The organism is Streptomyces sp. NPDC031426 (genome assembly GCF_055581585.1).
In genome coordinates this window covers 317,033-341,824 of the sequence record NZ_JBVIJE010000006.1, presented here as the reverse complement: position 1 = coordinate 341,824, position 24,792 = coordinate 317,033, and the positions used below count along the sequence as shown (strand labels likewise).

Here is a 24,792-nt window from a genome sequence, read left to right as displayed (position 1 = left end):
AATACGAGTGCGTCGCGCCAGGCTAACGGCAAAGTCCGACAGCGGACGCAGCCGGTACAGACCCGGTACACAACCGCGCCCGGAGGAGGACGGACGGCGCCGGGTTCACCCCCCGCGCGCCCCGGGCACATGCGGCAGCCGTTCCGCGGCGACCACCCCTTCGAGGTAGCCGCGGGCCCGCTCGGTGCGCGGATACGCCTCCAGCAGCCGCCAGAAGTCCGGCCCGTGACCGGGGACCAGCAGATGGGCCAGCTCATGGCAGAGGACGTAGTCGACGACGTACTCGGGCATTCCCTGCAGCCGGTGCGAGAGCCGGATGCTGCCCTCGGCGGGGGTGCACGAACCCCAGCGCGTGTTCTGGTTGGTGACCCAGCGTACGGAGGCGGGGCGCGCCCGGCCGTCGAAGTACTGCGCCGACAGCCGTTCGGCACGCTCGGCCAGCTCGGCGTCGCCGAGCACCCGCTTGCTCTCCTGGGCAGCGAGTTTGTCGAGCATGACGGTGATCCAGCGCTGTTCCTCCGCCTTCGACATCCGGGCGGGGATCAGTACGACGGTGCGATCGCCCTCGCGGTACGCGGAGACCGTCCGGCGGCGCCGGGAACTCCTGCGGACCTCGATCGCGCTCGCCCCCGAGCCGCCGGGCGGCTGGCTCGTCGTGCTGCGCTGTGGAATTCCGGCACGGTGCAGTGGGTCGGCGGGCACGCCCCGACGTTACCCGCTGGGCAGGGCCGAAGTCCCGGCTCCGGAACGGTTCGATGCCGATCCCCCACCGTGCGTTTGATTCCTATGATTCCTACCACTGATCCGCACATCCGGTTTACGAGGCTCCGTACGAGCGGTTTGCCGCCACCGTCCGACCGATTTATAACGCTTTGATCGGTCGACCTATACGACAAATACCCACACCCTGTGGATAACCCTCGGCACCGGGCCGACTGGCACGGCATGCTGGCAGGCGTCGGTGGAGCGTGACCGGTTCCACCGGCGACGAGATGTTCAGGATGCTTTCCACGGATACGGGGGCCAGTCATGCATCCGGTGATGAAACCCGCGCTGCGGCGCGGCTGGCGTGATCGCGAGACCGTGCAGTTCGGAATGACCCAGGCACACGCGCTGACACTGGGACCGATGGACCCGGCCACGCGCGGCTTCCTCGACCTGCTCAACGGCACGCGCGGACTGCCGCTGCTCCGCGAGGAGGCCCGCCGCATGCGGCTCCCGGCCGGCCATGTCGACACCCTGCTGGAACGGCTGACCCGCGCGGGCCTCGTCGACGACGCGCGCGGCGGCGGACCGGCCGCCGACGCGCTGCGCACCAAGACGCATGTCCTGGGGCGGCTGCGCCCCGACCTCGCCGCGCTGTCCCTGACCACGGCCGAGCCCGGCGGCGCGCTCGCCCGGCTCGCCGCCCGCCGCGCACTGCGCGTCCAGGTCCGGGGCGCGGGACGCGTCGGCGCCGTACTGGCCTCGGCGCTGTCGGGCGCCGGAGTCGGCGAGGTCGACGTACGAGACGTGGGACGCGTCGAGCCGTGGGACGTGGCACCGGGCGGGCTGCCCGCCGAGTCGCTCGGCGAGCGCCGGGACACGGCGGCGCGGGCCGCGGTGCGCCGTGCGGCACCCGAGCGCCCACCGCGCCGCGCCCACTCCCCCGGATCCGGCGCCCAGGACCCCGGGTTCTCCCTGGTGATCCTCACTCCCCGGGACGACGTCGCCGTGCACGCACCGGACCCGGCCGACACCGAGCCGCTCATGGCCTCCGGAACGCCCCATCTGTACGCCGGTGTCGTCGAGGGCACCGGAGTCGTCGGACCGCTCGTCCTGCCCGGCGCATCGGGCTGCGCCGGCTGTCTGCACCTCGACCGCGGGGACCGGGACCCGGCCTGGCCCCGGCTGACCGCCCAGTGGCGGTGCGCCAGGGCCCGCCGGGTCGGAGCCTGCGATCTGACGCTCGCCACGGCGGTCGCCGGACTGGCCGCGGCGCACGCGCTCGCCTTCCTCGACGGGGAGTCGCCGTCCAGCACCGGCACCCGCTGGGAGGTGTCCGCCCCCGGCCTGAACTGGCACGCCCGACCGGTCCGGCCGCATCCGGCATGCGGGTGCGGCGCTGCGGACAGACCTGAAGAGGAGCACCCCTCAACCGTCGGCGAAGCACGCGCGACAATGGCGGTGCAACGGCCGTCGACGGAGCGACGACGCAAGTCACGCGCGGCGGGGCCGACTGGGACTTGGAGGGCGCATGTCTGATCTTCCCCGGAAGGCGGTCACCCGTACCGCCAAGCTCGCCGCGCTCCCGCTCGGCTTCGCCGGCCGGGCGACCTGGGGGCTGGGCAAGCGGATCGTGGGCGAGTCCGCGGAGATCGTCGGCCGGGAACTGCAACAGCGCACGGCGGAGCAGCTGTTCAAGGTGCTGGGCGAGTTGAAGGGCGGTGCGATGAAGTTCGGGCAGGCCCTGTCCGTCTTCGAGTCCGCGCTGCCCGAGGAGATCGCGGGGCCCTACCGCGCCGCCCTGACCAAGCTCCAGGAGGCGGCGCCACCGATGCCGACCCGCACGGTGCACGCGGTGCTCGCGGAGCGGCTCGGGCCGGACTGGCGCGAGCTGTTCGAGGAGTTCGAGGACAAGCCGGCCGCGGCGGCCTCGATCGGGCAGGTGCACCGGGCCGTGTGGCACGACGGCCGTGAGGTGGCGGTCAAGGTGCAGTACCCGGGCGCCGGCGAGGCCCTGCTCTCCGATCTCGGCCAACTGAGCCGCTTCGCCCGCCTCTTGGGCCCGCTCATTCCCGGCATGGACATCAAGCCGCTCATCGCGGAACTGAAGGACCGCGTCTCCGAGGAGCTGGACTACGGACTGGAGGCGCAGGCCCAGACCGCCCACGCGGTGGAGTTCGCGGACGACCCGGACGTGGTGGTCCCGGCGGTGGTGCACCAGTGCGACCAGGTCCTGGTGACCGAGTGGATCGACGGCATCCCGCTGTCCGAGGTGATCTCGGACGGCACCCCGGAGCAGCGCGACCGCGCCGGCCAGCTCCTGGCCCGGTTCCTCTTCTCGGGCCCGGCACGCACCGGCCTGCTGCACGCCGACCCGCATCCCGGCAACTTCCGGCTGCTGCCCGGCGGCCCGACCGGCGAGGACGACTGGCGCCTGGGCGTCCTGGACTTCGGCACGGTCGACCGGCTGCCCGGCGGTCTGCCGACTCCGATCGGCATCTCGCTCCGTATGACGCTGGACGGCGAGGCCGAGACGGTCTACGAACTCCTCTGCGAGGAAGGATTCGTGAAGGAGTCCATAGAGCTGGACCCCGACGCGGTCCTCGACTACCTGCTGCCGATCATCGAACCGGCCCGGGTCGAGGCGTTCACCTTCAGCCGCACCTGGATGCGCAACCAGGCCGCGCGCATCGCCGACCCTCGCTCCCCCGCCTATCAGCTGGGCAAACGGCTCAACCTGCCGCCCGCCTATCTGCTGATCCACCGGGTGACCCTGAGCACCATCGGCGTCCTGTGCCAACTCGGCGCGACGGTACGACTCCGCGAGGAGCTGGAGGACTGGCTGCCGGGGTTCGTCCTCGACATCCCCGAGGACGAACTGGTGGACGGCGAACTGAAGGACGACGAACTGCCTGAGGAGGAGCCTGCGGCGGAGGCGTGATCCCGTGATGCGGGGTGCCTCGTATCGGGTGACCGGCGATTCTTGAAAGCGGGGAGGGGAGGGGAGGGGGCGGGGGGGAGGGGCCCCGAGGAGCGGCTCACCACCAGGACGAGTCCAGCCGCCCCTCGATCGCCCTCAGGTTCTCCCTGGAGCAGGTGTCGCAGAAGTACTGGCGGACGCCGTTCTCCACGGAGCAGGTCCAGGTGACCGGCTGGGGGCCTTCGGCGGGGGTTCCGCAGCGGGCGCACACGAGAACGCGGCGCTCCGGGGTGGAGCCGCCCTGATCACTTCCTCCGGGAAGACTCGTCACCCGGCGACGATAACTCCGCAGGCGGCGGAACGCCGTACAACGCACCGCGGGGACCGGTCCGTTCAGCCGGACCGGCCCCCGCTCGAGAAGGCTTCGCCTCCCGGTCCGGGAGGCCGCCGCTTCCGCAGGCGTGATCGTTACTGCATGACCGCCATGGCGAGCGCGCGCCGGGCGCGCAGCGAGGCGCGCTCGGCCCGGCGCTGCATCCGCTCGGCGACCGCCAGGCGCACGGCCCGGCGCTCCCGCGCGGCGTCATGGAGTCGCTCGTCCATATGCGCACGAGCCAGGGCTTCTTGCATGAGTTGCATCTCTCGGGTCCTGTTCTGGCGCGCTTCGGTCGCGCCGGTGGTGGTGACGTCTGGAGTCGCGGAGCCTGCGGGCTCGCTGGTGGACGGCTTCATCGGGGCCTGCTTCTTGGGGTCGTGCGTGAGGGGACGGTCGATGGTTCCTGCGGTGTTCATGCCGTGACCGGGTTCTTCCGCGGGCGACCACGCGGCCGCTTCCGGGCGACGACGACACCCTGGACGAACAGCTCGCCACCCCAGACGCCCCAGGGCTCACGCCGCTCCTTGGCGCCGGCGAGGCATGCCTCGATCAGCGGGCAGGTGCGGCAGAGGGACTTGGCGTACTCGACGTCCGCCGGCGACTCGGCGAAGAAGACCTCCGGGTCGTAGGAGCGGCAGGGGACGGGTACGCCGAGGTTCTCGATGGCGTCGTCGAGCGCGGTGAGCGCGGTGAGGGGGGTCAAGGTGGAGTCCTCCGTGAGGCCGGGCGGGGGGATCGTTTGCGAAGGCGGTACGGACGGGGCGTGCGCTTCGAGTTGCACGGTTGGTCTTCCTCGTCTGGTCGGTCCGGCCGGTTGACCGGGTGTCGGCTTGGTACCGGGTTCTTTTCTTGTCCCGAGGCCCCTTCGCTCCGTCGTCCCCGTTCAGGGAAAACAGAAGGGCCGCGGATCCCGGATGGGGTTCCGCGGCCCTGAAGGCGCCGGCCTGATCGGATCAGGCTGGATCACTCCAGGGTTCTGGCCCACGGAAGGCCCACATCAGGTGGTGCTGCGTCGTCTGCTTCCGGAATCCGGCACCGGCCGCCGCAAAGGCATAGGCCTGCGCCTGTGCCGCTACCGCTTCCAGTGCCTTGGTCGGTCGCTCATTGCGCTCACGGACGGGAAGGCCCGCGGGAGCAAGGGAGGACGCCGGGCGGTCGGCACGGATGCCGGACAGACCGGTGCCCTGGTGGGAGGCGCCGAGCATGCACAGGGAGACGGTCGAGCGATCGGTCAGTTTGGCCGTGCTGATGGTGCTGGTGTTGATGCTGATCACTGGACTCGCCTCCTCTCGGCGTCTCAAGGACTGGGTGAACCAGTCCGTTCGGATATGCAAGTACATCACGGAGGCGGGCCCTTCGAGAAGGCCGCTGCTTCCGTGCCTAGAACCTATGGGGATTGCCGGGGCATGCGCAAACTATTTTTTCGACGAGTTCGCATCAGTCGCCCTCGTCGCCTTCCCCAACCTCGTGGCCTGCGCAGATGGCCAGAACGTCGGTTCCGTAGCTGCGCAGCTTGCGGCTGAGGACACCGGGGATGCGGGAGAGCTCGGCGGGACTCTCGGGCCGTGCCTCGGCGATGGCCATCAGGGTGCGGTCGGTGAAGACGCAGAAGTCCGGTTGTCCGCTGCGCTCGGCCTGGATCGCCCGCCACTCCCGCAGCCGTGCGTAGAGCCCTTCGTCCATGTCCGAGGGGCAGTCCTCGCAGCGCATCAGCTTCATCTCGCCGGCGTCGGTGAGCGTGCGGCCGCAGACCCGGCAGCGGGCGGGGGTGCGCTGGGTACGGCGGGGAGCGGCGAGGGTGCCGATTGTGGTCCCGCGCTCGATGCCTCCGGTGACGGCGGTGTCGGCGTGGCCGACGGTGGGGGTGGTGCCGGGGCGCAATCCCTCGAGGAAGTGGCTGGGTCTGCGGTTGGGGCGGGTTCCGGGTGAGCGGGACAGCGCCCAGGAGAGGTGGAGCCGTTCCCGCGCACGGGTGACGCCGACGTAGAGGAGCCGGCGTTCTTCCTCGATCTGCTCGTCGGTCCTGGCGTAGGTGATGGGGAGCATGCCCTCGGCGATGCCGACCAGGAAGACGACGTCCCACTCCAGGCCCTTGGCGGCGTGCAGGGAGGCGAGGGTGACGCCCTGGACGGTCGGGGCGTGCTGGGCGTTCGCCCGCTCGTCGAGTTCCGCCACGAAGTCGCCAAGGGTGGCGCCGGGTCGGGCGGCGGCGAGGTCGTGGGCGAGGCCGACGAGGGCGGCAAGGGACTCCCAGCGTTCTCTGACGGCGCCGGAGCCGGCCGGGGGCTCGGTGGTCCAGCCCTCTCCGGACAGGACGGCGCGCACCTGGGAGGGCAGGTCCACGGCGTCGTCCAGCAGGGAGTCGTTGCCGCCGAAGCGGGCGGCGCCGCGCAGGGCGATGCCGGCCTTGCGGACCTCGGGGCGGTCGAAGAAGCGCTCGGCGCCGCGTAGCTGGTAGGGGACGCCGGCGTCGGCGAGGGCCTGCTCGTAGGTCTCGGACTGGGCGTTCGTACGGAACAGGACGGCGATCTCGGCGGCCGGGACGCCCGCGTCGATCAGTTCGCGGATGCGGCGGGCGGCGCCTTCGGCCTCGGCCGGTTCGTCGGTGTACTCGGTGTAGACGGGCTCGGGGCCGGGGGGCCGCTGGGAGACCAGTTCCAGCCGGTGGTCGGCGGCGCGGCCGCGGGCCTGGGCGAGCAGGCCGTTGGCGAGGTGGACCACCTGGGGGGTGGAGCGGTAGTCACGGACGAGTTTGACGACGGTGGCGCCGGGGTGCCGGGTGCGGAAGTCGAGGAGGTGGTCGGGCGTTGCTCCGGTGAACGAGTAGATCGTCTGGCTGGCGTCGCCGACGACGCACAGGTTGTCGCGGTCGCCGAGCCAGAGTTCCAGCATCCGCTGCTGCAGGGGGCTGACGTCCTGGTATTCGTCGACGACGAAGTGCTGGTACTGCGCGCGGACCTGTTCGGCGATGTCGTGCCGGTCCTGGAGGATGGCGACGGTCAGCAGCAGGACGTCCTCGAAGTCGATCACGGCGCGGTCGCGCTTGAGGTCTTCGTAGGCCGCGTAGAGGTGGGCGATCTCGGCGGGGTCGCGGGGGGCCTCGCGGCCGGCCTTCGCGGCCGCGTACGGGTAGTCGGCGGGGATCGTCTGGGTGACCTTGGACCATTCGATCTCGGCGGTGACGTCGCGCAGCTCGCCCCGGTCGAGCCGGGTGCCCAGTCGTGCGGCCGCGTCGGCGACGAGCTGGATCTTGCGGTCGACGAGCCGGGGCATGCCGCCACCGATCGCTTTCGGCCAGAAGTACTGGAGCTGGCGCAGGGCGGCGGAGTGGAAGGTGCGGGCCTGGACGCCGTGGGCGCCGAGCTGGCGCAGCCGGCCGCGCATCTCTCCGGCGGCGCGGTTGGTGAAGGTGACGGCGAGCACGCTGGAGGGCTGGAGGATGCCGGCGCGCACGCCGTAGGCGATGCGGTGGGTGATCGCCCGTGTCTTGCCCGTGCCCGCTCCGGCCAGGACGCACACCGGGCCGTGCAGGGCGGTGGCCACCGCGCGCTGCTCGGGGTCGAGCCCTTCGAGCACCGCGTCGGCAGAGTCCGGTGCCTGCGGGAAGAGGGTGGAGTGCGGTGCTGCTGTCACACCGCCATGCTGCCAGGTCGCCCGGGACTGCCGTGCCGGTTGTCCACAGGCGGGCACAGATAGTCGTATGAATGCGGCAGGCGTCACAGCCGCCTGTGGATACCCCGGGCGGGAATGGCGGACGGCTCGCGTACGTTCTTCCCCCGGACGACTTTCCGAGCTGCCTGAGGAGCGCGAGAGACATGCAGGGCACTGTGACGATGTACAGCACGACTTGGTGCGGCTACTGCCGGCGGCTGAAGAGCCAGCTGGACCGGGAGGGCATCGCCTACACCGAGATCAACATCGAGCAGGACCCGGAGTCCGCCGCTTTCGTGGAGAAGGCGAATGGCGGAAACCAGACGGTCCCGACGGTGCTCTTCGCGGACGGTTCCACGCTGACGAACCCGTCGCTCGCCCAGGTGAAGCAGAAGCTCGCCGCCTGACGCTCCGCGGGTTTCCGCGGTGACCACACAGCAGGGCGGCCCCTGAAAGGATCGGGGGCCGCCCTGCTGTGACTTCAGACGAAGCTGCGTGTCGGCAGCGGCTTGCCGTACCACATCTCGATCAGGCGGGCCGCGATGGAGATGCCGTAGGGCGGCAGTACCTCGCCGGATTCGAAGGCGTCGTGCAGTTCCTCGCGGGAGAACCAGCGGGCCTCGTGGATCTCGTCGCCGTCGACGTCGATCTCGGTCGAGGTGGCGCGGGCCATGAAGCCGAGCATCAGGCTGGACGGGAAGGGCCAGGGCTGGCTGGCCACGTACTCCACGGGTCCGACGGTGACGCCTACCTCCTCGGACACCTCGCGGCGCACCGCCTGCTCGATGGACTCGCCGGGTTCGACGAAGCCGGCGAGCGTGGAGAAGCGGCCCTCGGGCCAGTGGACCTGGCGGCCGAGCAGGATGCGGTCGTCCGCGTCGGTCACGGCCATGATCACGGCCGGATCGGTGCGCGGGTAGTGCTCGGCGCCGCAGGCCGGGCAGCGGCGGATGTGGCCGGCGGCGGCGATGACCGTGCGTTCCCCGCAGCGGGAGCAGAAACGATGGGTGCGCTGCCAGTTCTCCAGGCCGACCGCGTGCACCATCAGCCCGGTGTCGCGCGGCGAGAGCAGCAGGCCGGCCTCGCGCAGCCCGGCGGGCCGTGCGGACTGGTCGATACGGCCGGGCAGCGCGTCCTTCTGGAGCGCGAAGTAGCTGACGCCGTCCTCGTCGATGCCGAGGAAGTAGCGGTGGGCCTCGGTGAGGGGGGCCTCGAAGGACGGCGTCATGACGAGTTCGGTCCGGCCGTCCGGGGTCTCGTCGATGAGCACCTGGCCGCCGGAGACCACGAAGCAGCGGGTCGTGGGGTGGCTCCACGCCGCCGCGAGCCAGGCCTCGTCGAGCCGGTGGTGGGCGGCGCGGTCGATGCCGTTCGGGGCGGTCAGCGAGATGGGACGGTCGGCTGTGTCGTCGGTCCAGGTGGTCACGGGTGCTTCCAACTCCCCCAGTGCAGCGGTTCGTTCGGCGGGCGGTTCGGCGGGACGTGGGCGGGAGGGCACCGGGCCGGGCGCGGGTGGGACGGGCGGGACGGTCCTTCCAGTGTGCCCCGCGCGCTGTGCCCACCCGTACGGCACCGGCCGGTCAGGGCGTGTGACGCCAGTGCTCGGCCAGGTCACCCCACAGATAGGCGCTGGTCTCGACGCCCTTGAGGAGGAGATCCAGCTCGACCTTTTCGTTCGGGGCGTGCCAGCCGTCGGAGGGGACGGAGATGCCCAGGAAGAGCACGGGGGCGCCGAGGACCTCCTGGAGGTCGGCGGCGGGTCCGGAGCCGCCCTCGCGGGTGAAGCGGACCGACTTCTCGAAGGCGCGGCCCATGGCGCGGACCACGGACTGCAGTGCGGGGTGGTCGAGCGGGGTCAGGCATGGGCGGGTGGCCGCGCCGAAGCCGATCTCGTACCGGATCCCGGCGGGCACCTGTGTCTCGGCCCAGGCGCGGACGGCCTTCTCGAGGTGGTCCGGGTCCTGGCCGGCGACCATCCGGAAGGACAGCTTCACCATGGCCGAGGAGGGGATGATCGTCTTGTTGCCGGGGCCCTGGTAACCGCCACCGATGCCGTTGACCTCGGCGGTCGGGCGGGCCCAGATGCGTTCGAGGGTGGTGTATCCGGCCTCGCCGTGGGTGGCGCGGGACTTGGCGGTGTCCAGCCAGCGCTGCTCGTCGAAGGGCAGCTCGGCGAACAGCTCGCGCTCTCGGTCGGTCAGCTCCACGATGCCGTCGTAGAAGCCGGGGATCGCCACGCGCGCGTGCTCGTCGTGCAGGGCTGCGACCAGGCGGGCGGCGGCGACGGCCGGGTTGGGTACGGCACCGCCGAAGGAGCCGGAGTGGATGTCCTGGTCGGGGCCGTACAGCCGGATCTCGCACTCGGCGAGGCCGCGCATGCCGGTGCAGACGGTCGGGGTGTCCTCGGACCACATGCCGGTGTCGGAGACGATCACGGCGTCGGCGGCGAGCCGGCCCGCGTGCTCCTCGACCAGGGCCCGGAAGTGCGGGGAGCCGGACTCCTCCTCGCCCTCGATCAGGAGTTTCAGGTTGACCGCGGGGGCGGTGCGGCCGGTGGCGGCGAGGTGGGCGCGGACGCCGAGCGTGTGGAAGAACACCTGGCCCTTGTCGTCGGCCGCCCCGCGCGCGTAGAGACGGTTTCCGCGGACGACCGGCTCGAAGGGGTCGGTGTCCCAGCCGTCCTCGCGGGCGGCGGGCTGTACGTCGTGGTGGCCGTAGACGAGGACGGTGGGTGCCTCGGGGTCGCCGGAGGGCCACTCGGCGAAGACGGCCGGGGCGCCGGGGGTCTGCCAGACCTCGGCGGTCGGGAAGCCGGTCTCCTTGAGCTTGGCGGCGAGCCAGTCGGCGCTGCGCCGTACGTCGGGCACGTGGTCGGGCTGGGCCGACACGGAGGGGATGCGCAGCCATGCCGCGAGGTCGTCGAGGAAGGTGGCGCGGTGCTGCTCGATGTACGTGCGGACGGCGCTGTCCGGGGTCTGGCTCATGTTCACGAGCCTATCGGCCCGCACGGACATCCTCGGCGGGCGGTTCGTCACACTCAGATTGCCGGGTGTGCCGTTTCGGTGTCTTCCGTGAGGAGCCGTTCCAGGGCGGCCCGGTCCGGCAGGTCCTGCGGCCGTACGACCTCGCCGGTGCGCACGTACAGGAAGGCGGCCGTGACGGACTCGGGGGGCACGCCCTGCTGCTCGGCCCAGGCCAGCCGGTACACGGCGAGCTGGAGCGGGTCGGCGGTGCGGGTACGGCTGGTCTTCCAGTCGACGATCTCGTACGTCGCCCCGTCGCCGTCGCCGTGTCTGTAGACGGCGTCGATGCGGCCCCGTACGACGCGGCCGGCGAGGGTGAGCTGGAAGGGCGCTTCGACGCGGTAGGGGGTGCGCCGGGCGTACTCGGTGCTTTCGAAGGCCTCCTTGAGGGCTTCCAGGTCCTGTTCGTCGGCGATCTCGGCGTCGCTGCCGGGCAGCTCGTCGGGTTCCAGCAGGGGGAGCGTCAGTTCCTCGAAGCGGGCTTCGACCCAGGCGTGGAACCGGGTGCCCCGGCGCGCGGCCGGTTGCGGAGGGCGTGGCATGGGGCGCGCGAGTTCCTGCGCGAGCCCGTCCGGGTCCTCGGCCAGGCGCAGCAGTTGGGTGGCGGTGAGCGCGGCGGGCAGCGGGACGTCGGTGACGGTCTGCCGGGCGCGCAGCAGTTCTCCGCTGAGCGCGTCCAGGTCACGGTCCCAGGAGGCGATGGTGCGGGCCTCCTCGGGGGTGAGAGAGGTCTCGGGCGCGGGACCGGGGGTGCGCGGAGCGCGTGCGCCGGGCGCGGGTGCCTGGTGGGGAACGGTCGGCCGCTCGGCGCTCCAGGAGTCCCAGCTGTCGGGATCCTGCGCATCGGGGCCGCCGTCGTCGTACGGGAACTCGTCCCCGTACGGATCCTCGGGCAGGCCCTCGTACGGCTCCTCGCCGTAGGGGTCGTCGTCCGGGGGCGGGGGCCAGGCCGGGTCGTCGAGGGCAGCGGGGTCGTGGGCGGCCGGCGGGTGCGTGGTGTCCTGGGCGGCGAGGGCGTCCAGGTGGGCGAGGACGGTCTCGGCGGCCGCGCGGCGGCGGGCCAGGGCGGCGGCGTCCAGCGGGAGCGGCCACACCTGGTCGGCGCCGGCCGTGTGCAGGGCGGGGTTCTCCTCGTCCTCGGCGGGCTCCTCGGCCCAGGCCTCGATCTCGCCGTGTCCGGCGGCGCAGTGGTCGTGGAGGGCCCGGAGGAAGTCGGAGGGGCCGCGTGGTTTCTTCTGGCTGGGCCCCCACCAGTGGCCGGAGCCGAGCAGCAGCGAGCGGGGGCGGGTGAAGGTGACGTAGCCGAGGCGGAGCTCCTCGGTGTGCTGGTGGTCCTTCATGGCCTCGTGGAAGGCCTTCATGCCGCGCGCGTCCCAGCTGTCGACATCGGGCAGGGTGTCGGTGTCGCCGCGCAGGGCGTGCGGCACCACCTTGGCCTGCGCCGTCCACTTCTCGCGGCCCTGTGCGCTGGGAAAGGTGCCCTTGACCAGGCCGGGGACGGCCACGACGTCCCACTCCAGGCCCTTGGACTTGTGGGCGGTGAGCACCTTGACGGTGTTCTCGCCGCCGGGCAGGGCGTTGTCGAGGCCCTTCTCGTACTGCGCTGCGGTGCGCAGGAAGCCGAGGAAGGCGAGCAGGGTGGCCTCGGCGTCGCTCGCCGCGAAGGACGCGGCGACGTCCAGGAAGTTGGACAGGGTCTCGCGGCGGCGGGCGGCCAGGGCGTGCGGGGACGCCGACAGCTCCACTTCCAGGCCGGTGACGGCGAGCACGCGGTGCAGGACGTCCATCAGCGGGTCGGACAGCGAGCGGCGCAGGTCGCGCAGTTCGGCGGCCAGGCGGGCGAAGCGCACGCGCGCGTCCGGGGAGAACGGCAGCCCGTCGTCGTGCGCCTCGGCGTCCATGGGTGCTTCGAGGAAGGTGTCGAGGGCGTCCGCGAGCGAGATCACCTCGGCGGGGTCGACCCCTTCGACGGCGGCGGCGAGCCGGCGGTCGGGGTCGTCGCCGTCGTCCACGCGTGCGTGGGCGACCAGCAGGCGGGCGCGGCGGCCCAGCAGGGCGAGGTCGCGGGGGCCGATGCGCCAGCGCGGGCCGGTCAGCAGGCGCACCAGGGCGGCGTTGGCGCCGGGGTCCTGCAGGACCTCGCAGACGGCGACGAGGTCGGCGACCTCGGGCAGGTGCAGCAGCCCGGACAGGCCGACCACCTCGACGGGGACGTCCCGTGCCACGAGGGCGCCCTGGATCTCGGCGAAGTCGGTGGCCGTACGGCACAGTACGGCGATCTCGCCGGGGGCCGTGCCGGTGTGCACGAGGTGGGCGATCGAGTCGGCGATCCAGTCGAGTTCCTCGGCGTGGGTGGGCAGCAGCGCGCAGCGGACCGTGCCGTCGTACTCGGCGCCGGGGGCCGGGCGCAGGGCCTCCACGCCCGCGTGCATGGCACGCAGGGGTTCGGCGAGGCCGTTGGCGAGGTCGAGGAGGCGGCCGCCGCTGCGGCGGTTCTCGCTGAGGGCCTGCCGGGTGGCTCGGCGGCCGTCGGCGTGCGCGAAGTGCGCGGGGAAGTCGTCCAGGTTGGCGACGGAGGCGCCGCGCCAGCCGTAGATGGCCTGGCAGGGGTCGCCGACCGCGGTCACGGGATGGCCCGTGCCGCCGCCGAACAGGCCCGCGAGCAGGACACGTTGGGCGACGGAGGTGTCCTGGTACTCGTCCAGGAGCACCACGCGGAACTCCTCGCGCAGCAGCCGGCCCACCTCGGGGATGCGGGCGAGGCGGGCGGACAGGGCGATCTGGTCGCCGAAGTCGAGCAGGTCGCGTTCGCGTTTGGCCGTCCGGTAGCGGCGGACGAGGTCGGCCAGTTCGCGGCGGGCGGCGGCCGTCTCGGGCACCTTGCGCAGGTCGGCGTTGGTGAGCTTGGCGCTCTGGAGGGTGCGCAGCAGGTCGGCGTCCCAGGAGCGCAGTTCCTCGGGGTCGACGAGGTGTTCGGCGAGTTCGGAGTCGAGGGCGAGCAGGTCGCTGACGAGGTCGGCGAAGGAGCGGGTCAGCGCGGGGTAGGGGCCGGGGGCCTCACGCAGCACGCGCGCGGCGAGCTGGTAGCGCGTGGCGTCGGCGAGCAGCCGGGAGGTTGGCTCCAGGCCGAGGCGTAGTCCGTGGTCGGTGAGGAGGCGGCCGGCGAAGGCGTGGTACGTCGAGATGACCGGCTCGCCGGGCGGGTTGTCCGGGTCCGACGAGAAGGAGTCAGCGCGAAGCAGTGTCGTTGAGGGGTGGTGGTCGGGTGACGGGAGGGCGTCCGGGTCGGTGACGCCGGCCTTGATCAGGGCCTTGCGGACGCGTTCGGCCAGCTCGCCTGCGGCCTTGTTGGTGAAGGTCAGGCCGAGGACCTGTGCGGGGGCGACCTGGCCGGTGCCGACCAGCCAGACCACGCGGGCGGCCATCACGGTGGTCTTGCCCGACCCGGCTCCGGCCACGATCACCTGCGGGGCGGGCGGCGCGGTGATGCAGGCCGTCTGCTCCGGGGTGAACGGGATGCCGAGGAGCTCTTTGAGCTGCTCGGGGTCGGTGATGCGGGCGGACATGTCGCAAAAGGCTAGCGGCGGGGACTGACAGTCGAGCCCCGATCGGCCCTCCGGGAGCAAGAAGTGCAGGTCAGCGCATGTGGTGCCGTGCGTCACTCCGGCATCCCCGGTGGCTCAGTCGATCACGTGCCGTCCCTCGGGACGGGCGCTGCACGAGGCACGGAACGCGCAGTGCGTGCAGTGCTGGCCGGTGTTCGGCGCGAACCGCTCGTCGAGGACCTTGCCGGCGGCGGTGGCCAGCAGCTCGCCGACCCACTCCCCCGACAGCGGTTCCTGGGTCTGCGTCTTGGGCAGGCTGTCGCCGCCGTCGCGTCTGGCGGCGCCCTGCCTGAGGTGCACCAGTTCGGCGCCGCCGGATTCGGGACGTGCGCCGTCGAAGGCCTCGTCGACGGCGCCCTCCTGGACGGCCAGCTGGTAGACGGCGAGCTGGGGATGGCGGGCCACCTCGGCGGCGCTGGGTGCCTGCTTGCCGGTCTTGAAGTCCACCACGTAGGCGCGGCCCTCGGCGTCCGTTTCCACACGGTCCATCTGGCCGCGGATGCGGACCTGGTAGTCGCCCGCTTCGAGGGTGACGTCGAAGTCCTGCTCGCTCGCGACCGGGGTGCGGCCGGTGCGGTCCAGCACATGCCAGTTCAGGAAGCGTTCGAGCGCCACGCGCGCGTTGTCCTTCTCCTGCTGCGACTTCCAGGGCGCGTCGAAGGCGAGCGCGTTCCACACCGAGTCCAGGCGTTCCATGAGGACGTCGAGGTCGGCCGGGCTGCGGCCGGAGGCGACCTCGTCGGCGAGGACGTGGACGACGTTGCCGAAGCCCTGTGCGGTGGTGGCCGGGGCGTCGGCCTTCACCTCGCGGCCCAGGAACCACTGGAGCGCGCAGGTGTTGGCGAGCTGGTCGAGGGCGCTGCCGGAGAGCACGACCGGCCGGTCGCGGTGGCGCAGCGGCACCTTGCTCTCGGTCGGGTCGTACATGCCCCACCAGCGGTAGGGGTGCGCGGAGGGCACCAGCGGGCGGCCGTCCTCGTCGGCGAGGGCGGCGAGCCGGGCCAGGCGGCGGGCGGCGGCCTCCCGCAGGGCGGCGGTCGCGCGCGGGTCGACCGTGGTGGCGCGCAGCTCGGCGACGAGCGCGGCCACGGACAGCGGGCGGCGGGGGCGGCCGGTGACGTCCTTCGGCTCGACGCCGAGTTCGGTCAGGAAGCGGGACGGCTGGTCGCCGTCGTCGGCCGGTGCCTTCACCGCGGTGACGACGAGGCGTTCACGCGCGCGCGTGGCGGCCACGTAGAACAGCCTGCGCTCCTCGGCGAGCAGGGCGCCCTGGGTGAGCGGTTCGGCGAGTCCGTCGCGGCCGATGCGGTCGGCTTCCAGGAGGGAGCCGCGCCGACGCAGGTCGGGCCACAGGCCCTCCTGGACACCGGCGACGACGACCAGCCGCCACTCCAGGCCCTTGGCGCGGTGCGCGGTCATCAGACGGACGGCGTCGGGGCGTACCGCGCGGCGCGTGAGCGTGTCGGCGGCGATGTCCTGGGCCTCGATCTCCTCCAGGAAGTTGAGCGCGCCACGGCCTCCGGTGCGCTCCTCCGCGCGCGCGGCGGTGGCGAACAGCGCGCACACGGCGTCCAGGTCCCGGTCGGCGTTGCGGCCGGCCGCGCCGCCGCGCCGGGCGGCCCGTTCCAGGCGCGTGGGCCATGGCGTGCCCTCCCACAGGTCCCACAGCGCCTCCTCGGCCGTACCGCCGCCCGCGAGGCGCTCGCGGGCCTTGCGCAGCAGCGCGCCGAGGCGCTGCGCGCCGCGCGCGTACGCCGGGTCGTGCACGGCCAGGCGCTCGGGCTCGGCAAGCGCCCGTGCGAGGAGTACGTCGGAGGGGGGTGGCAGCGGGTTGCCGGCCACCCGCTCCTCCTCGCGCAGGGCGCGGCCGAGGCGGCGCAGGTCGGCGGGGTCCATGCCGGCGAGGGGGGAGGCGAGCAGGGTGAGCGCGGTCTCGGTGTCGAGCCAGGAGAGGTCCGGGGCCGGCTCCGCCATGTCTTCGGAGGCGGTGTCTTCGGGGGCGGCGTCCGCGGCGACGGTCTTTTCTGGGCCGGTCTCCTCAGGATCGTCCGAGGCAGTCCCGACAGATTCGGCGGCAGGGGAGAGCACGCCCGCGTTCTCCTCGTGGCGCCGGGCCTCCGCCGTGGCCACCGCGCGCAGGGCCGTCAGCAGCGGCGCCACCGCCGGCTCGTGGCGCAGGGGCAGGTCGTCGCCGTCGATGTCCAGCGGAACGCCGGCCGCGGTGAGGGCGCGGCGCAGGGTCGGCAGGGTGCGGGCGCCGGCTCGGACCAGGACGGCCATGTCGCTCCAGGCGACGCCGTCCTCCAGGTGCGCGCGGCGCAGGATGTCCGCGATGTTGTCCAGTTCCGTACCTGCCGTCGGGTACGTGTAGACCTCCACGCGGCCCCCGTCGCGTACGGCGGCCGGCTCACGGTGGACGCGAACCTTGTCGGCGGGCAGCCGGGGCAGCGGCATGCGCTGGGTGATCAGCCGGGTGGCGGCCAGTAGGGCGGCACCGGAACGGCGGGAGGTGCGCAGCACCTCGACGGGGGCGGGGCGGCCGTCCGCGCGCGGGAAGGCCGCCGGGAAGTCGAGGATGCCGTTCACGTCGGCGCCCCGGAAGGCGTAGATCGACTGGTCGGGATCGCCGAGGGCGACCAGGGTCCGTCCGCCGCCGGCCAGTGCGTGCAGGAGCCGTACCTGGGCAGGGTCGGTGTCCTGGTACTCGTCGACGTACACGGCGTCGTACTGGGCGGCGAGCCGTGCGGCGGTCTCCGGGCGGCGGGCGAGCAGGACCGCGCGGTGGACCAGTTCCGTGTAGTCGATCACGCCCTGCATGTCGAGCACGTCCAGGTACTCGGCGAGGAACGCGGCGGCGGCGCGCCAGTCGGGGCGGCCGATACGGCGGGCGAAGGCGTCCAGTGCGCCGGGGCCGAGGCCCAGCTCGCGACTGCGGGCGAGGACCGCGCGGACCTCGTCGGCGAAGCCCCGCGTGGTCAGGCAGGCGCGCAGCTCGTCGGGCCAGCGCACATGCGCCAGTCCGAGCCGCTGCAGTTCCGGCTGCCCGGCGAGCAGCTCGCGGACGGTGACGTCCTGCTCCGGGCCGGAGAGCAGCCGCAGCGGCTCGGTGAACAGGCCGCTGTCCTGGTGGGCGCGCACGAGCGCGTAGCAGTACGAGTGGAACGTGGTCGCCCGGGGCGCGCGGGCGGCGCCGATGCGCAGGGCCATGCGGTCGCGCAGGTCGACGGCGGCCTTGCGGCTGAACGTCAGCACCAGGATGCGTTCGGGATCGGCGCCGCGGGCGATCCGCGCGGCCACGGACTCGACGAGGGTGGTGGTCTTGCCGGTGCCGGGGCCGGCGAGGACGAGCAAGGGTCCGGCGCTGTGGTCAACCACGGCGCGCTGAGCCGCGTCCAGACGAGGGGGGTCCATGGCGGCCGGCGGGGTACGGACCAGTCGGTAAGCGCCACGGCCCCCCTGCCGCACCGGGGGGTGCGGCAGGCGCCTGGTGGAGGAAGAGGAGCTCACTTGATCGGCCGGTCCTGGTGTTCGTGCTGGTGGGCGGGCGGTCACGCGTGCGAGGCGGTGACCGCGGGGTGAGGGGGACACGTGCAGCCGACGCTACGCCGCCGCACCGGACGGAAGCAGGGCTTCCGCTTCTTCCCTCGCGGCGCTCATGCCACGCGTGCCCCACAACCCACGAACGTACGTCATGCCACGGATGTCCCCCGTGTCACCCGTACGTGCCATGGGCTCTCCCCGAGGGCATCGAATGGCGGAAGCTGTCAGGTGTGAACCACTGCGCCCGTTCCGCCGTCCCATCGGGCCCGCCGCATGTCGATCCGCGGCAGATGCCCCTCGGCACCCCTGGCCGCCTCCTTCAGCGGCGTGCCCTCCGCGCGGTAGTGGGCGAGCGCGCGCAGTTCGTGGCCGGGCAGCAGCACCCCGTCGGCACGCACCACCCGCCACCACGGGACGGCGCCTCCGTAGAGCGACATCACACGGCCGACCTGGCGCGGTCCGCCTTCCTCGAGCCACTCGGCGACATCGCCGTACGTCATGACCCGGCCCGGCGGGATCCGCTCGGCGACCTCGAGGACCCGCTCCGCGTACTCCGGCAGCGCGTCCGCGTACTCCTCGCGGGTGTCCCCGGCAGGGCTCTGCTCGCTCATTCGCCCCATCCTGCCCCACCCCACCGACATCGCGGCGCGGACCGCGAGGAACGGCCCTCTCGCCGCCGGACGGCGCTTCCGGCAGACTGTGCGCCCGCGCATCCGCACCCTGATGCCCCCGTGTGTCGGTGGAGCATGCCACCATCGTGCGGGCGGTGACTGGTGATACGAGACCAAGAAGAGACCATGAAGCAGCAGGGCGTGCACCCCGAAGGAGCGGCGGGCACCCCTGGCGCGGCCGCGCGCCCCGACACCGCCGACGGCGCGCAGGACGACGGCCCGCGCGCGCTGGAGAACAGCGCAGACGGCAGCGCACGCGCGCGTGAGAACAGCGCGGCCGACGGAAACGACGACACCGAGGGAGCGCACGTCCCGGAGAACACGCCCCCCGGCCACGGTCCGGGCGCAGACGACGATCCGCACGCCGAGGCCGTGGAGGGCGACGAACCGCTGCTCCCCGCGCGCGTGCACCGCCCCTCGGACCTCATGCGGCTCCTGGTGGGCGTGCTCGCCATCGTGGTGCTGCTCGCGATCGCCGCGTTCGCGCACGGCACCACCTCGGGCTTCGAGCAGGACATCCACAAGGGCACCGGTCAGGCCCCCGACCTGCTCATCAAGATCGCGGGTCTGGCGTCCAGCATCGCGATCCTGCTGGTGCCGGTCGCCTTCGCGATCGAGCGGCTGATCAAACGCGACGGGCTGCGCATCGCCGACGGCGTCCTCGCGGCGGTCCTCGCCCATGGAGTGACCCTCGCGACAGACCTGTGGGTCGCGCGGGCCGCCCCGGGCTCGATCCAGGAGGCGCTAACCCAGCCCTCCCCGGGCGACATCCATGCCCTCACCGACCCCGTCCACGGCTATCTGGCACCCGTCATCGCCTATATGACGGCCGTCGGCATGTCCCGCAGACCCAGATGGCGCGCGGTGCTGTGGATCGTGCTGCTGCTCGACGCGTTCTCGATGCTGGTCACCGGCTACACGACGCCGTTCTCGATCATCCTGACAGTGCTGATCGGCTGGACCATCGCCTACGGCACGCTGTACGCGGTCGGTTCCCCCAACGTGCGCCCTACCGGGCAGACCCTGATGGCGGGCCTCAGGCACGTCGGCTTCCACCCCGTCAGCGCGGCCCGCGAGGAGGCCGTGGAGACGGAGAACGGCGACCGCGGCCGGCGCTACTTCGTCACCCTGGAGGACGGCCCGCCGCTGGACGTCACGGTCGTGGACCGGGAACAGCAGGCCCAGGGCTTCTTCTACCGCGCGTGGCGCAATCTCACCCTGCGCGGCTTCGCCACCCGCTCCAGCCTCCAGTCGCTGCGCCAGGCGCTGGAACAGGAGGCGCTGCTGGCGTACGCGGCGATCGCGGCCGGCGCCAACGCGCCCAAGCTGATCGCCACCTCCGAACTCGGCCCCGACGCCGTCATGCTCGTCTACGAGCACACCGGCGGGCGCACGCTGGACTCGCTGGCCGACGAGGAGATCACCGACGAGCTACTGCGCAACACCTGGCACCAGGTGCAGGCGCTGCAGTCGCGGCGCATCGCACACCGCAGACTCGCAGGTGACGCGATTCTGGTGGATCGTTCCGGCAGGGTGATCCTCACCGAGCTGCGCGGCGGTGAGATCGCGGCCGGCGAGCTGCTGCTGCGCATGGACGTGGCCCAGCTGGTCACGACGCTCGGTCTGCGGGTGGGCGCCGAACGCGCGGTGGCCTCGGCGGTCCGGGTGCTCGGGCCCGACGCGGTCGCCGACTGCCTGCCGCTGCTCCAGCCGATCGCCCTGACCCGCTCCACGCGCGCGACGCTGCGCAAACTGGCCCGGGAGCAGGCCCAGCGCGAGCGCGAGGCGGTGCTGGAGGCATCCCGGCAGGCCAAGGAGGTGCCTCCGGAGGAAGCCGGAACGCAGGGCACGGAGGCCCTGGGGAAGGCCGACAAGAAGGCCGTACGCGCCCAGGCGCGGGCCGAGAAGCGGGCCGTCGACGAGGCCCTGGAGGAAGCGCGTGAGGAGGATCTGCTCACCCAGATCCGCCATGAGGTGCTGCGGATCAGGCCGCAGGCGCCGGTGGAGCCGGCCCGGCTGGAACGGGTGCGGCCCCGCACTCTGATCAGCGTCTTCGCCGGTGCCATCGGCGCGTACTTCCTGCTGACGCAGCTCACGCACATCGAGTTCGGGCCGCTCGTGGCCAACGCCCAGTGGGGCTGGGTCGTCGCCGCCGTGCTGTTCGCGGCGCTCAGCTATGTCGCGGCGGCGATGCAGCTGCTGGGGTTCGTACCGGAGCGGGTGCCGTTCCTGCGGGCCGTGGCGGCCCAGGTGGCCGGCTCGTTCGTGAAGATCGTGGCACCGGCCGCGGTCGGCGGTGTGGCCCTCAACACGCGGTACCTGCAGCGCTCGGGGGTGCGACCGGGGCTCGCGGTGGCGAGCGTGGGCGCCTCGCAACTGGCCGGGCTCGGCTTCCACATCCTGATGCTGTTGTCCTTCGGCTATCTCACCGGTACCGAGAAGACGCCGTCCCTGTCGCCGTCCCGGACGGTCATCGCGGGCCTGCTGACGGTGGCGGTGCTGGTGCTCGTGGTGACATCGGTGCCGTTCCTGCGGAAATTCGTCGTCACGCGCGTGCGCTCACTTTTCGCGGGTGTCGTGCCCCGCATGCTCGATGTGCTGCAGCGGCCGCAGAAGCTGATCACCGGCATCGGCGGCATTCTGCTGCTGACGTTCTGCTTCGTGATGTGCCTGGACGCCTCCGTCCGGGCGTTCGGCGACGGCTCGGCCTCGCTCAGCATCGCCAGCGTCGCCGTGGTCTTCCTCGCGGGCAACGCCCTCGGCTCCGCGGCGCCCACCCCGGGCGGCGTCGGTGCCGTGGAGGCGACCCTGACGGTCGGCCTGATCGCCGTCGGCCTGCCCAAGGAGGTCGCCGCCCCGGCCGTCCTGCTGTACCGCCTGCTGACGCTGTGGCTGCCGGTGCTGCCGGGCTGGCTGGCCTTCAACCAGCTCACCCGCAAGGGAGCCCTGTAGGGATCGCGCAGGGCACGGGGTGCCGTACCTCATACGGCCCGCGCCCCGCGCGTCCCGGCGTGTGCGCCTCCAGGATGGGAGTATGGCGAATTCCTCCCGGCTGCGCGCCGCCGCCCTGACCACCGCTGCCCTGATGCTCCCGGCTCTGCTGGCCGGGTGCGGCGACCGCAGCAAGGACAGCGACCTCTCGGCGCAGAAGCTGGACTGGAAGGACTGCACGGCTCCGTCCGAGGCCGAGGGCGGCGGCAGCGCCCCGTCCCCGCTGCCGAACGGCGGCACATGGCAGTGCGCCACCATGAAGGCACCCCTGGACTGGAGCGATCCGAAGGGCGACACCATCGGCATCGCCCTGATCCGCGCCAGGGCCAGCGGCCCCGCGAGCGAGCGGATCGGCTCACTCGTGTTCAACTTCGGCGGCCCCGGCGGCAGCGGCGTCAGCTCGCTGCCCGCGTTCGCCCCGGACTACGCCGCCCTGCGCACCCGCTACGACCTGGTCAGCTTCGACCCGCGCGGGGTCGGCCGCAGCGCGCCGGTGCAGTGCGAGAGCGACTCCCAGCTGGATGTGTACTTCCAGCAGGACGCGACCCCCGACAACGGCGCCGAACGTACGGCGCTGGTGAACCGCACCAAACAATTCAACGCGGCTTGTGAGAAGAACTCCAGGAAGATCCTGCCGCACGTGGCGACCACCGACGCGGCCCGCGACATGGACCTGATGCGCCAGGTCCTCGGTGACGAGAAGCTGCACTACTTCGGCATCTCCTACGGCACCGAACTCGGCGGCGTGTACGCCCACCTGTTCCCCAAGAACGTCGGCCGGGCCGTGCTCGACGCGGTCGTCGACCCCACGCAGAACCCCGAACAGAGCGCGCTCGGCCAGGCCAAGGGCTTCCAGCTCGCACTGGACAACTACGCCGCGGACTGCACCTCCAAGACCACGCAATGCCCGGTCGGCACCACCGCGCAGGATGTGAAGAACCGCATCGCGAAACTGCTGAACGACCTGGAGAAGAAGCCGATCCCCGGCATCGCGCCGCGTCAGCTCACCCAGACCGCCGCGACGAACGGCATCGCGCAGTCCCTGTACTCCAAGGACTTCTGGGAGTACCTCACCGAGGGCCTGGAGCAGGCGTACGCGGGCGACGGCAAGATCCTCATGCTGCTGTCCGACTCGATGAACGGCCGCAGCGAGGACGGCCAGTACAGCAACATCACCGCTGCGAACATCGCCATCAACTGCGCCGACGAGAAGCCGCGGTACACCGTCGGCTACGTCCAGCGGAAGCTGCCCGAGTTCCGTGCCGCCTCCCCGCTGTTCGGGGACTACCTGGCCTGGGGCATGGTCAGCTGCACCAACTGGCCCGTGGCGGGTGCCGCCGACCATCCCGACGTCAGCGCGCCCGGCTCGGCGCCCATCCTCGTCGTCGGCAACACCGGCGACCCGGCCACCCCGTACGAGGGCGCCAAGAAGATGGTGGAGGCGCTCGGCAAGGGCGTCGCCGTCGAGCTGACGTACAAGGGCCAGGGGCACGGTGCGTACGACAGCAAGAACAGGTGCGTGCAGAGCGCGGTGAACGGCTATCTGCTGGACGGGAGGGAACCGAAGGCCGGCGAGGTCTGCTCCTGAAACACCCCCACACCTGCCAAGAAACCGCTGGTCAGAGCGTTATCCACAGGCCGCCACGAGATCGGCAGGGTATGCCTACCATGGCCTGGACACCCGGCGCGGCACGACGCGCAGGGCCTGTGAGGGGGTGCGTATGAGGCGATTCCTGCGCTGGACGGCCGCGCTGGCCGCGGCGCTGCTGGTGGCCGGCTGCGGCGGCGGCTCGTCGGACGGACGGGGCAACGGCAAGGGGCACGACGGCGGCGAGGACAAGGGCACGAGCACGGCCGGCCCGCCGGCTCCGGCGACGGACCTGCCCGCGTCCCTCACCTCCCAGCACCTCGACTGGCACGGGTGCAAGGCCACGGGGAAGTCCCCCGCGCCGAGCGGCGACTGGCGGTGCGCGACGCTCAAGGTGCCGCTGGACTGGTCCGAGCCGGACGGTGCGACGATCGGCCTGGCTCTGATCCGCGCGCAGGCGACGGGCGGGAACCGTATCGGCTCCCTGCTGTTCAACTTCGGCGGCCCCGGCGGCTCGGGCCTGGAGATGATGCCGTACTACGCAGGCACGGTCTCGAAACTCCGTGAGCACTACGACCTGGTGAGCTGGGACCCGCGCGGGGTCGGCCCCAGTGAGGGCGTCCGCTGCCGCGGCGACCGGCAGATCGAGGCCGCCGAGGACGTGGACGCAACGCCGGACAGTCCACAGGAGGAGCAGGCGTTCCTCCAGGACGCCACCGACTTCGGCAAGGGCTGCGCGAAGGCCGCAGGCAAGCTGCTGGCCCATGTCTCCACCACCGACACCGCACGCGACATGGATCTGATGCGCCAGGTCCTCGGCGACACGCGGATGCACTACTTCGGCATCTCCTACGGCACCGAACTCGGCGGCGTGTACGCCCACCTGTTCCCGCAGCGGGTGGGACGGCTGATCCTCGACGCGGTGGTCGACCCGACTGCGGACACGGTGGGCCAGGCCGAGAACCAGACCCGCGGCTTCCAGCGGGCGCTGGACGACTACCTGAAGTCCGCCGGGCAGGACCCCGCACTGGGCTCCCGGAAGATCGCCACCCTGCTGAAGCGGATCGACACGCGCCCGTTGCCGACATCGTCCGGGCGGAAGCTGACCGACACCCTCGCGGTCACCGGGATCGTCCTGCCGCTGTACAGCGAATCCAGCTGGCCGAGGCTGACCGCCGCGCTCGACTCAGCGGAGAAGGGCGACGGCTCACCGCTGCTGGCGCTCGCGGACGACTACAACGAGCGGGACTCCTCGGGGCACTACGGTACGACGTCCCACTCACAGCGGGTCATATCGTGCCTGGACGAGAAGGAGCGGCCGACGCTCGCCGAGACGAAGAAGCGGCTGGCGGAGTTCGAGCGCATCTCGCCGGTGTTCGGGGACTTCCTGGGCTGGGACACGGCCGGCTGGTGCCACGACTGGCCGGTACCGGGCCAGTTCACCACCCCGGACGTCAGCGCGCCGGGAGCGGCACCGATCCTGCTGGTCGGCAACACCGGCGACCCGGCCACGCCCTACGAGGGCGCCCGCAGAATGGCCGACGAACTGGGCAAGGGCGTCGGCGTCGAACTCACCTGGAAGGGCGAGGGACATGGGGCGTACGGCAACGGCAGCGACTGTGTCGACTCGACGGTGAACGCCTACCTGCTGAACGGGACGGTGCCGAAGGACGGCAAGGTCTGCTCCTGACGTTGTCTGAGGGTGCGTCGGTCTCAGGCCGG

The 24,792-nt window shown here is 72.3% G+C and carries 17 protein-coding genes; 6 read left to right on the top strand and 11 right to left on the bottom strand.

The annotated features are described in order from the left end of the window. Positions 1-105: 105 nt before the first annotated feature. Positions 106-702 (bottom strand): M48 metallopeptidase family protein, encoded by a 597-nt coding sequence (locus ACZ5NH_RS14770; RefSeq protein ID WP_388620617.1) that lies wholly within the window; start codon positions 700-702, stop codon positions 106-108. 327 nt (positions 703-1,029) lie between these two features. Between ACZ5NH_RS14770 and ACZ5NH_RS14765 the strand changes: the two genes are divergently transcribed. Beyond that, the gene (locus tag ACZ5NH_RS14765) at positions 1,030-2,244 is read left to right on the top strand and encodes a TOMM precursor leader peptide-binding protein (RefSeq protein WP_468775276.1); all 1,215 of its coding nucleotides are present in this window, start codon (positions 1,030-1,032) and stop codon (positions 2,242-2,244) included. Further along, positions 2,237-3,646, top strand: coding sequence for an ABC1 kinase family protein (locus ACZ5NH_RS14760; RefSeq protein ID WP_468775274.1), 1,410 nt, complete (start codon positions 2,237-2,239; stop codon positions 3,644-3,646). Before ACZ5NH_RS14765 ends, ACZ5NH_RS14760 begins: the two co-directional genes overlap by 8 nt. Before the next feature lie 97 nt (positions 3,647-3,743). Here the strand turns inward: ACZ5NH_RS14760 and ACZ5NH_RS14755 are convergent, their stop codons facing one another. From ACZ5NH_RS14755 to ACZ5NH_RS14735, 5 genes are all read right to left on the bottom strand, one after another. Continuing rightward, complete coding sequence (locus ACZ5NH_RS14755) at positions 3,744-3,956, bottom strand: hypothetical protein (protein WP_388620608.1); 213 nt, start codon at positions 3,954-3,956, stop codon at positions 3,744-3,746. 137 nt (positions 3,957-4,093) lie between these two features. Then, the gene (locus ACZ5NH_RS14750) at positions 4,094-4,417 is read right to left on the bottom strand and encodes a hypothetical protein (RefSeq protein ID WP_388620605.1); all 324 of its coding nucleotides are present in this window, start codon (positions 4,415-4,417) and stop codon (positions 4,094-4,096) included. Beyond that, positions 4,414-4,782, bottom strand: coding sequence for a WhiB family transcriptional regulator (locus tag ACZ5NH_RS14745; RefSeq protein WP_023546912.1), 369 nt, complete (start codon positions 4,780-4,782; stop codon positions 4,414-4,416). Before ACZ5NH_RS14745 ends, ACZ5NH_RS14750 begins: the two co-directional genes overlap by 4 nt. Before the next feature lie 172 nt (positions 4,783-4,954). Continuing rightward, complete coding sequence (locus tag ACZ5NH_RS14740) at positions 4,955-5,275, bottom strand: hypothetical protein (protein ID WP_451553004.1); 321 nt, start codon at positions 5,273-5,275, stop codon at positions 4,955-4,957. Between the two features lie 163 nt (positions 5,276-5,438). Continuing rightward, a complete protein-coding gene (locus ACZ5NH_RS14735) occupies positions 5,439-7,691 on the bottom strand; it encodes an ATP-dependent DNA helicase UvrD2 (protein ID WP_468775271.1) in 2,253 nt (750 codons plus the stop codon). A 125-nt stretch (positions 7,692-7,816) separates the two neighbouring features. Here ACZ5NH_RS14735 and ACZ5NH_RS14730 point away from each other — a divergent pair, with 125 nt between their 5' ends. After that, on the top strand, positions 7,817-8,059 hold the full coding sequence (locus tag ACZ5NH_RS14730) for a mycoredoxin (protein ID WP_030649619.1): 243 nt from the start codon (positions 7,817-7,819) through the stop codon (positions 8,057-8,059). A 74-nt stretch (positions 8,060-8,133) separates the two neighbouring features. Here ACZ5NH_RS14730 and nudC read toward each other — a convergent pair whose 3' ends face one another. From nudC to ACZ5NH_RS14705, 5 genes are all read right to left on the bottom strand, one after another. Beyond that, positions 8,134-9,078, bottom strand: coding sequence for an NAD(+) diphosphatase (nudC, locus tag ACZ5NH_RS14725; RefSeq protein ID WP_388620594.1), 945 nt, complete (start codon positions 9,076-9,078; stop codon positions 8,134-8,136). 154 nt (positions 9,079-9,232) lie between these two features. Next, positions 9,233-10,636 (bottom strand): dipeptidase, encoded by a 1,404-nt coding sequence (locus tag ACZ5NH_RS14720; RefSeq protein WP_468775268.1) that lies wholly within the window; start codon positions 10,634-10,636, stop codon positions 9,233-9,235. A 53-nt stretch (positions 10,637-10,689) separates the two neighbouring features. Further along, positions 10,690-14,241 carry a UvrD-helicase domain-containing protein gene (locus ACZ5NH_RS14715; protein ID WP_468775266.1) on the bottom strand — a complete coding sequence of 1,184 codons (3,552 nt, stop codon included), beginning with the start codon at positions 14,239-14,241 and terminating at the stop codon, positions 10,690-10,692. 114 nt (positions 14,242-14,355) lie between these two features. Beyond that, positions 14,356-17,787: an ATP-dependent helicase gene (locus tag ACZ5NH_RS14710; protein WP_468775264.1), complete on the bottom strand. Its 3,432-nt coding sequence runs from the start codon at positions 17,785-17,787 to the stop codon at positions 14,356-14,358. 257 nt (positions 17,788-18,044) lie between these two features. Next, positions 18,045-18,431, bottom strand: coding sequence for an MGMT family protein (locus ACZ5NH_RS14705; RefSeq protein ID WP_468775262.1), 387 nt, complete (start codon positions 18,429-18,431; stop codon positions 18,045-18,047). Between the two features lie 186 nt (positions 18,432-18,617). Between ACZ5NH_RS14705 and ACZ5NH_RS14700 the strand changes: the two genes are divergently transcribed. The 3 genes from ACZ5NH_RS14700 (at position 18,618) to ACZ5NH_RS14690 (ending at position 24,760) form a co-directional block, all read left to right on the top strand. Further along, on the top strand, positions 18,618-21,443 hold the full coding sequence (locus ACZ5NH_RS14700; protein ID WP_468775260.1) for a lysylphosphatidylglycerol synthase domain-containing protein: 2,826 nt from the start codon (positions 18,618-18,620) through the stop codon (positions 21,441-21,443). 82 nt (positions 21,444-21,525) lie between these two features. Continuing rightward, a complete protein-coding gene (locus tag ACZ5NH_RS14695) occupies positions 21,526-23,070 on the top strand; it encodes an alpha/beta hydrolase (protein ID WP_468775258.1) in 1,545 nt (514 codons plus the stop codon). Between the two features lie 133 nt (positions 23,071-23,203). Further along, positions 23,204-24,760, top strand: a complete 1,557-nt coding sequence (locus ACZ5NH_RS14690) for an alpha/beta hydrolase (protein WP_468775256.1) — start codon at positions 23,204-23,206, stop codon at positions 24,758-24,760. Positions 24,761-24,792 lie beyond the last annotated feature (32 nt).